Annotated in this window: 11 protein-coding genes and 2 pseudogenes; 5 read left to right on the plus strand and 8 right to left on the minus strand. The window is 71.0% G+C overall.

The genetic code is table 11. The annotated features are described in order from the left end of the window. Nucleotides 1-17 precede the first annotated feature (17 nt). From OG223_RS19675 to iolC, 6 genes are all read right to left on the minus strand, one after another. Nucleotides 18-1,421, minus strand: coding sequence for an APC family permease (locus OG223_RS19675; protein ID WP_329250117.1), 1,404 nt, complete (start codon nucleotides 1,419-1,421; stop codon nucleotides 18-20). 208 nt (nucleotides 1,422-1,629) lie between these two features. Then, the gene (gene mmsA / locus OG223_RS19680; RefSeq protein ID WP_329250120.1) at nucleotides 1,630-3,132 is read right to left on the minus strand and encodes a CoA-acylating methylmalonate-semialdehyde dehydrogenase; all 1,503 of its coding nucleotides are present in this window, start codon (nucleotides 3,130-3,132) and stop codon (nucleotides 1,630-1,632) included. Between the two features lie 14 nt (nucleotides 3,133-3,146). Continuing rightward, nucleotides 3,147-5,030 carry a 3D-(3,5/4)-trihydroxycyclohexane-1,2-dione acylhydrolase (decyclizing) gene (gene iolD, locus OG223_RS19685; RefSeq protein ID WP_329250123.1) on the minus strand — a complete coding sequence of 628 codons (1,884 nt, stop codon included), beginning with the start codon at nucleotides 5,028-5,030 and terminating at the stop codon, nucleotides 3,147-3,149. Continuing rightward, complete coding sequence (gene iolB, locus OG223_RS19690; RefSeq protein ID WP_329250127.1) at nucleotides 5,027-5,866, minus strand: 5-deoxy-glucuronate isomerase; 840 nt, start codon at nucleotides 5,864-5,866, stop codon at nucleotides 5,027-5,029. The genes iolD and iolB overlap by 4 nt, the downstream gene beginning before the upstream one ends. A gap of 10 nt (nucleotides 5,867-5,876) precedes the next feature. After that, on the minus strand, nucleotides 5,877-6,761 hold the full coding sequence (locus OG223_RS19695) for a Cgl0159 family (beta/alpha)8-fold protein (protein WP_443073845.1): 885 nt from the start codon (nucleotides 6,759-6,761) through the stop codon (nucleotides 5,877-5,879). Between the two features lie 110 nt (nucleotides 6,762-6,871). Next, entirely contained in the window at nucleotides 6,872-7,822 is a 951-nt protein-coding gene (iolC, locus tag OG223_RS19700; protein WP_329250130.1) for a 5-dehydro-2-deoxygluconokinase, read from the minus strand. Between the two features lie 385 nt (nucleotides 7,823-8,207). Here iolC and OG223_RS19705 point away from each other — a divergent pair, with 385 nt between their 5' ends. The 4 genes from OG223_RS19705 (at nucleotide 8,208) to OG223_RS19720 (ending at nucleotide 12,062) form a co-directional block, all read left to right on the plus strand. Then, a complete protein-coding gene (locus OG223_RS19705) occupies nucleotides 8,208-9,041 on the plus strand; it encodes an AraC family transcriptional regulator (protein ID WP_329265376.1) in 834 nt (277 codons plus the stop codon). Nucleotides 9,042-9,485: 444 nt separating this feature from the next. Beyond that, the gene (locus tag OG223_RS19710) at nucleotides 9,486-9,686 is read left to right on the plus strand and encodes a helix-turn-helix transcriptional regulator (RefSeq protein ID WP_329250132.1); all 201 of its coding nucleotides are present in this window, start codon (nucleotides 9,486-9,488) and stop codon (nucleotides 9,684-9,686) included. Nucleotides 9,687-9,948: 262 nt separating this feature from the next. Then, nucleotides 9,949-10,752, plus strand: coding sequence for a class I SAM-dependent methyltransferase (locus tag OG223_RS19715; protein WP_329250135.1), 804 nt, complete (start codon nucleotides 9,949-9,951; stop codon nucleotides 10,750-10,752). Continuing rightward, a complete protein-coding gene (locus tag OG223_RS19720; protein ID WP_329250137.1) occupies nucleotides 10,749-12,062 on the plus strand; it encodes a salicylate synthase in 1,314 nt (437 codons plus the stop codon). The genes OG223_RS19715 and OG223_RS19720 overlap by 4 nt, the downstream gene beginning before the upstream one ends. Before the next feature lie 84 nt (nucleotides 12,063-12,146). On the opposite strand, the gene OG223_RS19725 is transcribed toward OG223_RS19720, so the two are convergent. Continuing rightward, nucleotides 12,147-13,190: a zinc-dependent alcohol dehydrogenase family protein gene (locus OG223_RS19725; RefSeq protein WP_329265377.1), complete on the minus strand. Its 1,044-nt coding sequence runs from the start codon at nucleotides 13,188-13,190 to the stop codon at nucleotides 12,147-12,149. 183 nt (nucleotides 13,191-13,373) lie between these two features. On the opposite strand from OG223_RS19725, the pseudogene OG223_RS19730 reads away from it, so the two are divergent. Next, nucleotides 13,374-13,502: pseudogene (locus tag OG223_RS19730) on the plus strand (TetR/AcrR family transcriptional regulator); the annotation flags it as partial. Nucleotides 13,503-13,514: 12 nt separating this feature from the next. On the opposite strand, the pseudogene OG223_RS19735 reads toward OG223_RS19730, so the two are convergent. Continuing rightward, nucleotides 13,515-14,379, minus strand: a pseudogene (locus OG223_RS19735) (cation:proton antiporter domain-containing protein); the annotation flags it as partial. Nucleotides 14,380-14,386: the final 7 nt, after the last annotated feature.

Here is a 14,386-nt window from a genome sequence, read left to right on the forward strand (position 1 = left end):
GGTGAAGTCGCCTACGCCTACTGGTCCTCCGGGATCGACACCAGCCAGCGGGTCTCGCGGCGCGGGCGCAGGTAGAACGCCCAGTAGAGGGTGGCCACGGCGACGATCCCGCCCGTCCACAGGAGATAGCTCGTCTCCTGCTGGGTGAGGATGTAGGCCAGGACCGCGATCAGCAAGATCGGCATTGCGGGCCAGAGCGGCATGCGCCACGCGTGCGTGTGCCTGTGTGATCCGCGTCGGGAGAGTAGGGCGGCGACCGCGACCAGCAAGTACATGCCCGTCACCGAGACGCCTGTCACGCCGTACAGGGTGTCCAGGTTGACGAAGCAGAGGATCGCTCCGGGGATGCCCACCGCGAGGGTGGCCACCCAAGGGGAGCCGAAGCGGCCGAGTTTCGAGAAGACCGTGTTGACCGGGGCCGGCCAGGCCTTGTCGCGGGCCGAGGCGAAGAGGACTCGGGAGTTCTGGATGACCATGACGATGCCCGCGTTGATGATCGCGAGGGCCACGCAGAGGCTGACGAAGGTGCCGACCGCCGAGTTGGACCAGGCCGTGACCATGCTGCTGATGTCGCCGCCGGTCAGCGCGGGGAGGTCGGACGCGCCCATCGTGATCGCGACCACCGGGACCAGGATGATCACCGTGGAGATCGCGAGGGTGGCGAGGACCGTGCGGGCCACGTTGCGGCGCGGGTTCTCCAGTTCCTCGGAGAGGTAGACCGCCGTCGAGAAGCCCTGCGTGACGAACAGGGCTATCGCCAGGCCCGAGACCACCAGCATCGCCGTCACCGTGTCCGTGTGGCCGGCTGTGCCCGCGACCTGCATCGAGGTCAGGCTGCCCAGGCCTCGTTGGCTGTGCGTGAAGCCGAGCAGGGCTACGACTCCTGCCGCTATGACCTCCAGGACCAGGAAGATGCCCGTGATCCACGCGTTGGCGCGCAGGTCCAACAGGCCCGCCAGTGTGGCCAGGAGCATCACGCCCGCGCCGGTCATCGACGGGTTCAGGTGGACTATCGGGGTCAGGTAGTCCGCCGTGCCCATCGCTATCACCGGCGGGACGATCATCACCACCAGGAGCGAGAGGACGAAGACCAGCCAGCCCGCCAGGCGGCCCGCCAGCGTCGACACCATCGCGTACTCGCCGCCCGCGCTGGGGATGAGGGTGCCCAGCTCCGAGTAGCAGAACGCCACGGCGATGCAGAGGACCGAGCCGATCGCGATCGTGAGGGCGGTCGCGGTGCCGAGCGTGCCGAACAGGTCGGGGACGACCACGAAGAGCGTCGAGGCCGGTGTCACGCAGGAGAGCGTGAGGAGGGTGCCGCCGACTATGCCGATGGAGCGCTTGAGCGTCCGCGGACTCTGGGGGCCGTCCGGCGGCGCCTCAGAGACGGCGGCTTCGGCGGTGGGGAGGGTGTCGGTCACGCGCTGATGGAACATTGACGGAAACCATCACGTCAATGGGTGTTCACCTTCGGAATTCGTTGATCCAGGCCGCCCCGGATGCTGTATTCGGTGCCTGGAAGCAGTGCCGGTCCCAGTTGCGACCGCTACGGGAACCGCAGCCGTCGTAGCCGAAAAAATGGGGCCGTCCGCGATACGGACGGCCCCATTCGGTGCTGCTCGGTGTTGATCAGTGGTTGCGCGGGAAGCCCAGGTCCACGCCCGACGGGCCGTCCGCCGGGTCGGGCCAGCGGGTGGTGACGACCTTGCCGCGGGTGTAGAAGTGCGTGCCGTCGTTGCCGTAGATGTGGTGGTCCCCGAAGAGGGAGTCCTTCCAGCCGCCGAAGCTGTGGTAGCCGACGGGGACCGGGATCGGAACGTTGACGCCGACCATGCCGGCCTCGATCTCCAGTTGGAAGCGGCGGGCCGCGCCGCCGTCGCGGGTGAAGATCGCGGTGCCGTTGCCGAAGGGGGAGCTGTTGATCAGCGCCACGCCCTCGTCGTACGTGTCGACGCGCAGGACGCAGAGGACCGGGCCGAAGATCTCGTCCTGGTACGCCTTGGCGGTCGTCGGCACCTTGTCGAGGAGGGAGATGCCGATCCAGTGGCCGTCCTCGAAGCCCTCGACCGTGTAGCCGGTGCCGTCCAGGACGACCTCCGCGCCTTCGGCCGCCGCGCCCGTGACGTAGGACGCCACCTTGTCGCGGTGGACCGCAGTGATCAGCGGGCCCATCTCCGACGTCGGGTCGTTGCCGGGGCCGATCTTGATCTTCTCGGCGCGCTCGCGGATCTTCTCGACCAGTTCGTCGCCGATCGAACCGACCGCGACCACGGCCGAGATGGCCATGCAGCGCTCGCCCGCCGAGCCGTAGGCCGCGGACACGGCCGCGTCCGCCGCCGCGTCCAGGTCGGCGTCCGGCAGGACCAGCATGTGGTTCTTGGCGCCGCCCAGGGCCTGGACGCGCTTGTGGTTCGCGGCCGCCGTGGTGTGGATGTAGCGGGCGATGGGCGTCGAGCCGACGAAGGAGACGGCCTTGACGTCCGGGTGCTCAAGGAGGCGGTCCACGGCCACCTTGTCGCCGTTGACGACGTTGAAGACGCCGTCGGGGAGCCCTGCCTCCGCCAGCAGTTCGGCGATCTTCAGGGACGCCGACGGGTCCTTCTCGGACGGCTTGAGGACGAAGGTGTTGCCGGTCGCGATGGCGATCGGGAACATCCACATCGGCACCATGGCCGGGAAGTTGAACGGCGTGATGCCGGCGACCACGCCCAGGGGCTGGCGGATCGAGGAGACGTCGACGCGGCTGGCGACCTCGGTCGACAGCTCGCCCTTGAGCTGCACGGTGATCCCGCACGCCAGGTCGACGATCTCCAGGCCGCGCGCGACCTCGCCCAGCGCGTCGCTGTGCACCTTGCCGTGCTCGGCGGTGATCAGCTCGGCGATCGCGTCGCGGTTGGCGTCCAGCAGCGCGCGGAACTTGAACAGGATCGTGGTGCGCTTGGCGAGCGAGGAGGTGCCCCAGGTCGCGTAGGCGTCCTTGGCGGCGGCGACCGCCGCGTCGACCTCGTCGACGGTCGCGAAGGCGACCTTCGTGGTGACCGCGCCGGTCGCCGGGTCGGTGACCGGCCCGTAGTTGCCCGAGGCGCCTTCGACGGTCTTGCCGCCGATCCAGTGGTTGACGATCTTCGTCATGCCCAGTTGCTCCTTCACAGATGGCGGCGTCGGGTGGAGACGTGCCGTTCGTACAGCTCACGTGCCTTGACCGCGGACGATCGGGTCGCGGTCGCGGCCACAGGTACATCCCACCAGGCCTGCGCGGGAGGCGCTCCCGACACTGTGTCTGCGGTTTCGGTCTCCACGTAGACACATGTGGGAGTGTCGGCCGCCCTCGCCACGGCGAGCGCCTCGCGCAGGTCGCTGACGGTCTTCGCGCGCAGCACGCGCATGCCGAGGCTGGCCGCGTTGGCGGCGAGGTCGACGGGGAGCGGGGCGCCGGTGTAGGTGCCGTCGTCCGCCTGGTGGCGATAGGCGGTGCCGAAGCGCTCGCCGCCGACCGACTCCGACAGGCCCCCTATCGAGGCGTACCCGTGGTTCTGTATCAGCAGCACCTTGATCGCGATGCCCTCTTGTACGGCGGTCACGATCTCCGTCGGCATCATCAGGTACGTGCCGTCGCCGACCAGCGCCCACACCTGCCGGTCCGGGGCGGCCAGCTTCACGCCGATCGCGGCCGGGATCTCGTAGCCCATGCAGGAGTAGCCGTACTCCACGTGGTACTGGTCGAACGACCGCGTCCGCCACAGCTTGTGCAGATCGCCGGGGAGCGAGCCCGCCGCGTTGATCAGGATGTCGGACTCGTCGACGATCTCGTCCAGCGCGCCCAGGACTTGGGGCTGGGTCGGGCGTACGTCGGGCTCCTCGGCCTCGTAGCAGGCGTCGACGCGCTGTTCCCAGCGCTCCTTGTCCTCGCGGTACTCGGCGATGTACGAGGGTGCGACCCGGTACGCGTCCGGGCCCGACTCCCTTGCCAGCGCGGTGAGTCCGTCGCGGGCGTCGGCGATCAGCGGCTGTCCGGCGAGCTTGTGGCCGTCGTAGGCGCCGATGTTGAGGTTGAGGAAGCGGACGCCGGGGCGTTCGAAGAGGGTGTGGGAGCCGGTGGTGAAGTCGGTGTAGCGGGTGCCGATACCGATCACCAGGTCGGCCAGGCGGGCGAGTTCGTCGGCGGTCGCGGTGCCGGTGTGGCCGATGCCGCCGACGTCCTGGGGGTGGTCGTGGTTCAGGGAGCCCTTGCCGGCCTGCGTGGAGGCGACCGGGATGCCGGTGGCCGACGCGAACTCGGCGAGGGCGGCCTCGGCGCGGCTGTGGTGGACTCCGCCGCCCGCGATGATGAGCGGCCTCTTGGCCTCGCGAACTGCCCTTACCGCTTCGGCGAGTTCGGCCGGGTCGGCGGCCGGTCGCCTTACGCGCCAGGTGCGTTCGGCGAAGAACTCGTCCGGCCAGTCGTACGCCTCGGCCTGAACGTCCTGCGGGAGAGCGAGAGTCACGGCTCCGGTCTCGACGGGGTCGCTGAGCACGCGCATGGCGTTCAGGGCGGCGGGGATCAGCGCTTCCGGCCGGGTGATCCGGTCGAAGTACTTCGACACCGGGCGCAGACAGTCGTTGACCGACACGTCGCCCGCGTACGGGACTTCGAGCTGCTGGAGCACCGGGTCGGCGACGCGGCCGGCGAAGGTGTCGCCGGGGAGGAGCAGGACCGGGAGGTGGTTGATCGTGGCGAGGGCGGCGCCGGTGACGAGGTTGGTGGCGCCGGGGCCGATGGACGTCGTAACGGCGTGTGCCGCCAGGCGATTCGACTGACGCGCGTAGCCGACTGCCGCGTGGACCATGGACTGTTCGTTGCGGCCCTGGTGGTACGGCATGTCGTCGGCGTACTCGATGAGGGCCTGGCCGAGGCCGGCCACGTTGCCGTGGCCGAAGATGCCCCAGGTCGCGTCGATCAACCGCCGCCGTACGCCGTCGCGTTCGGTGTACTGGACGGACAGGAACCGTACGAGTGCCTGTGCGACCGTCAGCCTGGTCGTCGAGGTCATCGGTAACCACCTGTGCTTTCAACGTGGTCCGGGTGGAAGCAGATCCGCCACTCCCTCGTTCCACCCGGCCCCGCCATGACGTTCAGGTAGTACATGTCGTGACCCGGCTGGGCGATCGACGGGCCGTGCCAGCCATCGGGCACGAGCACGGCGTCGCCGGAGCGGACCTCCGCGAGGACGTCGGATCCGCCCTCACGGGAGGGGAATACGCGCTGATAGCCGAAACCGTTCGGGCCGTCGATCTCGAAGTAGTAGATCTCCTCCAACTCGGCTTCCTCGCCCGGGCGTTGTTCGTCGTGCTTGTGCGGCGGATACGAGGACCAGTTGCCGCCGGGCGTGATCACCTCGACCGCGATGAGCTTGTCGCAGGCGAAGGCGTCGGCCGAGGCGAAGTTGCGGACGCGGCGAAGGCAGGTGCCTTCGCCGCGTCGTTCCACCGGAACCTCCGGCGCGGGGCCGTAGCGAGCGGGGAGTCGTCGCTCGCACTTCGCTCCTGCCAGGGCGAAGCGGCCTCCCGCGCCGGAGGCGATCTTGACCTGGGCGTCTCGGGGCATGTACGCGAAGTCGGTGACTCCGGCGAACACGCTTTCCCTGCCCAGGAGTTGGAACTCTTCGTCCGCAATTCGCACGGTACATCCACCGCTGAGCGGAAGCACGATCCACTCGCTGTCACCGGTGGTGAAGTGGTGTGTCCCGCCCGGCTCCAGCTCGACGACCCGCAGACTGCTGTGGGTCCAGCCGGCCCGCTCGGGGTCGATGTCCACGACGTACTGCGCGTTGGCGACAGAGCCCTTGGGGACGTACAGCTCGGGGACGTACGGCTCGGCGGTCGTCATAAGGCGGCCCTCACAGCAGTCCCACGGCGGTGTCCACGGCGGCGGCGACGTCTCCGTCCGCCGGGTAGAGCAGTGAGCGGCCGACCACCAGGCCGCGCACGGTGGGGAGTTGGAGGGCGCCGCGCCACTTCTCGTAGGCGCCGTCCTGTTCCTCGATGGAGTCGCCGACCTCGCCGCCGAGGAGCACGGCGGGGAGGGTGGAGGTCTCCATGACCTGGGCCATGTCGTCGGGGTTCTCGGTGACGGGGAGCTTGAGCCAGGTGTAGGCCGAAGTGCCGCCCAGGCCCGAGGAGATGGCGATGGACTTGATGACGGCCTCGGCGGAGAGGTCGTTCTTCAGTTTGCCCTCGTCCGTGCGGCGGCTGATGAACGGCTCGACGAACAAGGGGAGTCGGCGCGCGGCCATGTCGTCGATGGCGCGGGCGGTGGACTCCAGGGTGGTGAGCGAGCCCGGGTCGTCGTAGTCGATGCGCAGGAGCAGCTTGCCCGCGTCGAAGTTGAGTCGCTCGATGTCCTGGGCGCGGTGGCCGGTGAAGCGGTCGTCGAGTTCGAAGCTCGCGCCCTGGAGGCCGCCGCGGTTCATCGAGCCCATGACGACCTTGCCGTCGAGGGCGCCGAGGAGCAGCAGGTCGTCCAGGATGTCGGCGGTCGCGAGGACGCCGTCGACACCGGGGCGGGACAGCGCGAGGCACAGTCGTTCGAGGAGTTCGGCGCGGTTGGCCATCGCGAACTTGCGGTCGCCGACACCGAGCGCACCGCGGGCCGGGTGGTCGGCGGCGACGATCATCAGCCGGCCGGCCTCGTTGAGCAGCGGCCGCCGGACGCGGCGGGCGGCGGCCTCGGCGATCGCCTCGGGGTGACGGGTTCGGGTGCGGACGAGTTCGGAGATGTCCACGCGGGGGCCGGTACCGCTCTCGTGGCCCGAGGGCCCGGAGGGATCCGCCGGACCGGACAGGCCGTCCCCGCCCCCGTGTTCGTGCTCGGCACCCGCCACGCGGCCGGCCCTCACAGGACCGCTCCGGCGGCGATCGCGGCCTCGACCTCGGGAACCGTGGGCATCGCGGACGAGCACTCCAGGCGGGAGGCGACGATCGCGCCGGCCGCGTTGGCGTGCCGCATGATCTTCTCCAGGTCCCAGCCGGACAGCAGGCCGTGGCACAGGGAGCCGCCGAAGGCGTCACCGGCGCCGAGTCCGTTGAGGACGTTCACGGGCAGCGGGGGCACCTCGGCCGACTCGCCGGCCCGGTTGACCGCGAGGACGCCCTTGGGGCCCTGCTTGACGACGGCGAGTTCGACACCGGCGTCCAGGAGCGCGCGGGCGGCGGCGTGCGGCTCGCGCACTCCGGTGGCGACCTCCACCTCGTCGAGGTTGCCGACGGCCACGGTCGTGTGGCGCAGGGCCTCCTGGTAGAAGGGGCGGGCCTCGCTCGGGTCCTTCCAGAACATGGGGCGCCAGTCGAGGTCGAAGACCGTCGTACCGGACTTGGCGCGATGGGCGAGGGCCGCGAGCGTGGCCGTACGGCTGGGCTCCTCGCTCAGGCCCGTGCCGGTGATCCAGAAGATCCGGGCCTCGTGGATCGCGTCCAGGTCGAGCTCGTGGGCGTCGATCTCCAGGTCCGGGGCCTTGGGCTGCCGGTAGAAGTACAGCGGGAAGTCGTCCGGCGGGAAGATCTCGCAGAAGGTGACCGGGGTCGGCAGTCCGGGGACCGGGGTGACCCAGCGGTCGTCGACGCCGAAGTCGCGCAGCGCCTCGTGCAGGTAGGTGCCGAAGGGGTCGTCGCCGGTGCGCGAGACCAGGGCCACCTCACGGCCCAGTCGGGCGGCGGCGACCGCGACGTTCGCCGCCGAGCCGCCGAGGAACTTCCCGAAGGTCGTCACCTGGGGCAGCGGCACGCCCGTCTGCAGCGGGTAGAGGTCCACCCCTAGCCGCCCCATGGTGATCAGGTCGTACGCCATCGACTTCCCTTCGCGCCCGCGCGAGCGGTCCCCCTGGGACCGGATGCGGAGCGGCTTCGTTTCGGCTCTCCACGGTTTGTAGTCCCGCTGCCCGAGCCCTGTCAATGTTTTGTCCAGACATTCGGACGAGAGGGGAGGAGGACTGGTTGTTTGTCGGGTGCGGGTCCGCTGTGGCTGGTCGCGCCCACGCGGCGGAGCCGCACATCGATACAGCCCCGCGCCCCTTACCGGCGCCGTAGTCCCGTAGGACTATCAGTGGATGTCTGTTGCTGCTGTGGGCATTCGTGCCGGGCATGGGCCTGATGGGTCCTGGGAGGCTGCGCTTGGGGTGCCTCATCCGCGGCTTCGGCCCGGGGTCATCAGTTATCGCGGGATACGGCTCGCGCTGTCCCGGCCCCGAGCCCGGCTCGAGGCGCCTATCGGGGCCGCCACGCTGCTGCTCGGGTTCGAGGGGACCGTGCGGATATCGCGGGGTGGCCGGGAGCCGACGGAGCTCGCGTCCGTGTTCTGCGGGCCTACGACCACTGCGGCGCTCGGCGAACACAGCGGGCGGCTCGCGGGAGTTGAGGTCCTGCTGATGCCGTGGGCCGCGTTCACGCTGTTCGGCACGGCTCAGCACGAACTCGCCGACCGGGTGGTCGATCCGGACGAACTCCCGCACGTACTGGGCTCCCGCTGGGCCGGGATCGGCGAACTGGCCGCCGCGCTCGCCGCGTTGCCGACCTGGACGGCCCGATTCGAGCTGCTGGACGAGGTGTTCACCCGCTGGTCGGCGGCCGGTACGCCGAGTTCGGAACGGGTCGTACGGGCCTGGTCCGAGCTGGTGCGGACCTGGGGCGCGATGCCGGTGCCCCGGCTCGCGGACGAAGTGGGCTGGAGCGTACGGCAGTTGGAGAACCGCTTCCGGGAACAGATCGGCCTCGGCCCCAAGGCGGCGGCCCGCGTCCTGCGGTTGCAACGGGCCCGGCGACTCCTCGCGTCCGGCCGCAGCCAGGCGGAGACGGCGGCGGTCTGCGGTTTCTACGACCAGGCGCATCTGAGCGGCGAGTTCAGGGCGATGACGGGGTGCACACCGGGTCAGTTCACGGTGGCCCGGGTGAGTCCGCCGGCGGAGCGGACCGGGGCGCCGGCCGGGGACCGGGTGCCGGGTGAGGCGACGAGTCTGCTGCTCGATCCCGGTCGCGCTGCGGATTTCTCCAAGACCGGCCGGGCGCGTTGATGCAGGCTGAGCGCCTGGCCGGTTGATCCCTGGGGATGCGCAGGCCTCCAGCGGTTCAACGGGTCCGGGGGATGCGGGGAGCCGGTGGGCCGGGCCCGGCGCAGCGGGTCCGGCCCACCTTGCTGTGCCCCCTCCGCGCCCTCCTTCCGCGCCCTCCCCCTGCGCCCTTCCGCCGCACCCTCCCCCGCGTTCTCTCCGCCGGTGTCAACGCGCCGCGCCTCCGCGCCCGCGTGCGCCTTTGCGTCACCTGTGTCACAAAAGCACCCCTCGTGTCACACATATCGCGTGTACGCGGGTTTTGCGTCACACCCGGTCGACAGGCACTTCCCGTCCCTCACTCTGCGTCGTTCACCGGGCACAGGCTTTGTGATCGCCAGCGCAGCGCACGGCTCCCCCGACGGCCGCCCCCGGCCGCCGCCGCGGCGCGCGCAGGGAGGTGCACTCATGACCGACCGACGGCTGTGGTCGTACAAGGAAATCGCGGCCCACATCCGCGTCCAGCCCGACACCGTCCGCTCCTACCGCAAGCACGGCCTGCTGCCCCCGCCCGACCACGTGGAGGGCGGCAAGCCGTTCTGGTACGCCGACACGGTCCGCGCCTGGGTCGCCTCCCGCCCCGGCAACCGGGGCCGTAGAGACGACTGATCCGAGCGGGTCGGTGTGCGACCGGGTGCCCGGGCCGTGCCGTGGTGTGGCGCGGTGCGAGTGCCCGGCATCCGGCGCCCGACATCCGGCGCCCGGCGCCCGCTGTCGGCACGGGAAGCGCGTGTCGTAGTGATACGACAATCCGCTTAGCGATGGCGCGATCCTGTCGCCCCTCCTCCGCCCTTCATCACGCCCTGTATAGCGCCTTTTTCCGGTGTGACCATTTTGTCGAGCAGTACTCCTGCGACCTCAAGAGGCACGCATGTCCCGCTATCTGTTCGACAACGCGGCCGTCCAGGCGGCAGGGCGTTTCTCCGTACTCGAATCCCGCTACGACGCCGCGTCCAGAACGGCGTTGGAACGCACCGGGCTCGGGCCGGGGTGGCGGTGTCTCGAAGTCGGCGGTGGCGGTGGGTCGTTGGGGGACTGGCTGGGCGAACGGGTCGGGCCGGAGGGGGAGGTGGCGGTCACCGACATCGACCCGGCCCGCGCCGCGGCCCGGCCGCGCGCCGGCAATGTGCGGGTCCTGCGGCACGACATCACCCACGACCCGCTGCCCGGCGACGGCTTCGACCTGGTGCACGCCCGGCTGGTGCTGATCCATCTGCCGGAGCGGCTACGGGTGTTGGAGCTGCTGGCCGGTGCCCTGCGGCCGGGTGGCTGGCTGGTGCTGGAGGACTTCGACTGCGGCTGGACCCCCGTGCTCGCCGCACCCGACGACAGCGCGGCCCCGCTCTTCGAGCGCCTGCACGCCTCCCTGCTGGCCCTGTTGGAGCGGGCCGGTGCCGAACCCCGGTGGGGGCGGCAGGTGGTGGGGGCGATGCTGCGGGCGGGACTGGAACAGGTCACGGCGACCACCTACGCGGAGGCCTGGCAGGGCGGCGGCGAGGGGATCGGCCTGCATCGCGTCAACACCGAGCAAGTCACCGATGGTCTGGCCGAGTTGGGGGTCGCGCCCGGTGACGTGGACGCCTTCCTCGCCCTCCTGGACGACCCGCGCTTCGTCGTCAACTCCTACCCCCTGGTCAGCGCATTGGGCCGACGCCCGGGAGAGGTGACCTCGTGACGACCGCCGACTACCGGGAGATCCGGCTGCACTTGACGGAGGAACCCCTCACCCTCATGGCCCGGCTCGCCCGCAGCGGCCTGTACGACCAGTACGCGGTGTACGAGAACGGCCCGGAGTGGTCGTACGCCGGCGGCACCCTCGCGGCGTTCCGCCTCACTAGGGACGCGCGGGACCTGTCGGCCGTCGAGCAGTGGCTCGCCGCACTGCCGGTGACCGGATGGCGGGTCTACGGCTGGGCCGCCTTCGAGTTGGGGGCGGCCCTGGCCGGGGCGCGCACGAGTGCCGCGGACGGCGAACAGGCCCTCCTCCACCTGGTCGTACCGGCCGTCGAGGTGCGGGCCACGGGCGACCGACTGCTGCTCCGCGCCACCGACCCCGACCACCTCGACGGACTGCTACGGCTGGTCCGCGCGCCGGAGACACCGGGCGCACCGGTATCTCCCGTACCTCCCGAGCCCACCGGGCGGGTCGACGTGGTGCTGGACGACACCGGCGACTACCGCGATGCCGTCGCCACCGCCCTCGACGACCTGCGCGGACCGGGCCCGTTGGCGAAGGTGATCCTGTCCCGGCGGGTCCCGGTGCCCGTGCCGCTGGACCTGACCGCCACCTATGTCGCGGGGCGACGGGCCAACACCCCTGCCCGGTCCTTCCTGTTGAACCTCGGTGGGATCGGCGCGGCCGGCTTCAGCCCGGAGACCGTCGCCGAAGTCACCGGCGACCGGCGGGTGGTGAGCCGACCGCTGCCCGGGACCCGGGCCCGCACGGGCTCACCGGACGAGGACGCCCGGCTGCGCGCCGACCTGCTGAGCGACCCGAAGGAGGTCCACGAGCACGCCATCTCCGTGAAACTGGCGCTGGAGGATCTCGCCCTCGTCTGCGACGACACCTGCACCACCGAGTACATGACCGTCGCGGAACGCGGCACGGTCCAGCACCTCGCCTCCACCGTCGTCGGCCGCCTCCGCGCCGACCGCACCCCCTGGCAGGCCTTCGCCGCCCTGTTCCCCGCGGTCACCGCCACCGGCATCCCCAAGACACCGGCCTACGACGTGATCCGCGCGCTGGAGGGCCGCCCCCGGGGGCTGTACGGGGGTGCTGTCCTCACCTACGACGTCTCCGGCGCGCTCGATGCCGCGCTCGTCCTGCGCAGCGTCTTCCGGCAGGGCGAGCACTGCTGGCTCCAGGCCGGCGCCGGGATCGTCCGGCAGTCGCAGCCGGCCCGGGAACACGAGGAGACCTGCGAGAAGCTGCGCAGTGTCGCCGGGTACCTGGTGCCGACGGCGACGGCGACGGCGACGGGATGACTCCGGCCCAATCGGGGCGCGTTCAGGGCCCGTTCAGGGACTGAATCGGGCTTGCTCAAGGCCTGTTCGGCCGGTGTGGTGACCTCAGCTCCACGGCTCGATGACCGTCACCCCCGCTCCCGGTGCCGTCCCCATCGCGGCGAGCGCCGCCGGTGTCTCGGCCAGGGTGATCGTGGCGGTGGCGAGGAGGTCGGGGCGGAGTACTCCCGCTCGGACCAGTTCCAGCATGGGCGGGTAGGTGTGGGCCGCCATGCCGTGGCTGCCGAGGAGTTCGAGTTCCAGGGAGATCGCCCTGGCCATGGGGACCGGGGTCGTACCGGAGGAGGAGGGGAGGAGGCCGACCTGGATGTGGCGGCCTCGGCGGCGCAGGCCGTTCACCGAGTTGGCGCAGGTCGTCGGTGAGCCCAGGGCGTCCAGCGACAAGTGGGCGCCGCCGCCCGTCAGTTCGCGTACCGCCTGGGCCGTGTCCGGGGTCCGCGTGCCGTCCACGCACTCCGTCGCCCCGAACTTCCTTGCCAGCGCCAGTGCTTCGGGGGAGATGTCGACGGCGACGACACGAGCGCCGGACGCCGCCGCGATCATCACCGCCGACAGGCCCACTCCCCCGCAGCCGTGCACCGCGACCCACTCCCCCGCCGCGACCCGGCCGCGCTGCACCACCGCGCGGAACGCCGTCGCGAACCGGCAGCCCAGTGAAGCCGCCGTCGCGAAGGACATCTCGTCCGGGATCGCGACCAGGTTCACGTCCGCGTGGTCCAGGGCGACGTACTGGGCGAAGGAACCCCAGTGGGTGAAGCCGGGCTGGGTCTGGCGCGCGCAGATCTGCTGGTCGCCTGCCGCGCATGCCTCGCAGCTTCCGCAGGCGCACACGAACGGTACGGTGACTCGGTCTCCGGGGTGCCAGTTGGTGACGCGGGGGCCCACCGACTCGATGACACCGGCGAGTTCGTGGCCCGGGACGTGAGGCAGGGTGATGTCGGGGTCGTGGCCCTGCCAGCCGTGCCAGTCGCTGCGGCAGAGCCCGGTGGCTTCCACCCGGACTGTCACTCCGTGGGGTGCGGGGTGGGGGTCGGGTACGTCGCGCACGTCGGCGAGCTCACCGTACTGCTCGAACACCACCGCTTTCATCCAAGCTCCCATCGCCGTTTTCGTCTGCGGAGCCGCAGATTGATACAGCCCCGCGCCCCTGAGTGGGTTCTCTCCTCCCTCGTTTACACCGAACCGTTCGTGGAAGCGGCGCAACGGCCCCGGCGCCCACCAAGTCGCCCTCCCCGTCAGCTTCATCACCGCCGGGACCAGCAGGCCGCGCCCGTGGATCAGGAGAAGACAAACCCCCGCCGCCAGGCCCGCGGCGAGCGCCGCATCACCCAGCTCCTGGAGGCGGCCGCCTCCGTCTTCTGCGCGACGGGCTACACCGCGTCCAGCACCGACACCATCGCCGCCCCGACCCGCGGTGGACGCGAGCAGGGTGAGGGCGCGCCGGTCCCGTCGTAGAAGATCGCGCGGGGCCAGGACGTAGACCGGAAGGCCGCGGACGAGGAGGAACAGGGCCAGGAACACCGGCACCAGGAAGCCGAAGCCCATCGCCTCGACCTTCTCCAGGACCGAACCCGCGCTCTCCGGGGCCGCGCCGTGCAGCACCAGGCGGGCGATCAGGCCGGCGGCGAAGGCGCCAGGGCAGGTGTCGAGGCCCAGGGCCTGGGAGATGCCCAGCATCACCGCCAGGAGGAGCACGACGAGCCGTACGGCGAACTGGCCGCTGCTGTGCAGGGTCTTGGCGATGACGCGGGAGAACCACGGCGGACGCGGGCGCAGCGCCCACCACACCGCGCCCGCCGTGAGCAGGGCGAACGCGGCGAGCAGCGCCGTCGAGCGGCCCGGCGCGCGTCCGCTCGGCAGCAGGGCCATCGCGACGACCGGCCCGAACTCCCCCACCGCGCCGAACGCCGCATCACGGAGCCGAAGCGCGAGTGCAGATCCCCGGCGTCGCGCAGCACAGGCAGGACCGTGTAGAGGGCGGTGCCGGTGAGGGCCGTACCGATGTGGACGCCCTTGGAGCAGCCCGCGAGAAGGCCGGCCAGGGCCGGGCGGTCTCGTATCCGGCGAGGAAGATCGGCATCGTCGGACCGAGGTCGGAGAGGGTGTCGATCGCCTGTCCGTCGCCCGCCCAGCCGAGTACGTCCGGGCCGGCGAGGATGCCCATGAGGATCTCGAAGATGACCGGCGGGGCCGGGAGCCTGCGGCCGATGCGGTAGGCCGGCAGGGGTGGCAGTGCCGCGACGGCCATGATCAGGACGGGCGTCCCGGACTGCGGCATGAGGCGT

Origin of the sequence: Streptomyces sp. NBC_01478, from assembly GCF_036227225.1 — a bacterium.
In the GTDB taxonomy this organism is placed as follows: Bacteria; Actinomycetota; Actinomycetes; order Streptomycetales; family Streptomycetaceae; genus Streptomyces.

What these genes read in the sequence shown, in the direction of transcription:
- mmsA (WP_329250120.1), bottom strand. Translation starts at nt 3,132, where the DNA reads ATGACGAAGATCGTCAACCACTGGATCGGCGGCAAGACCGTCGAAGGC.
- iolD (WP_329250123.1), bottom strand. Translation starts at nt 5,030, where the DNA reads ATGACCTCGACGACCAGGCTGACGGTCGCACAGGCACTCGTACGGTTC.
- iolB (WP_329250127.1), bottom strand. Translation starts at nt 5,866, where the DNA reads ATGACGACCGCCGAGCCGTACGTCCCCGAGCTGTACGTCCCCAAGGGC.
- iolC (WP_329250130.1), bottom strand. Translation starts at nt 7,822, where the DNA reads ATGGCGTACGACCTGATCACCATGGGGCGGCTAGGGGTGGACCTCTAC.
- OG223_RS19710 (WP_329250132.1), top strand. Translation starts at nt 9,486, where the DNA reads ATGACCGACCGACGGCTGTGGTCGTACAAGGAAATCGCGGCCCACATC.
- OG223_RS19715 (WP_329250135.1), top strand. Translation starts at nt 9,949, where the DNA reads ATGTCCCGCTATCTGTTCGACAACGCGGCCGTCCAGGCGGCAGGGCGT.
- OG223_RS19725 (WP_329265377.1), bottom strand. Translation starts at nt 13,190, where the DNA reads ATGAAAGCGGTGGTGTTCGAGCAGTACGGTGAGCTCGCCGACGTGCGC.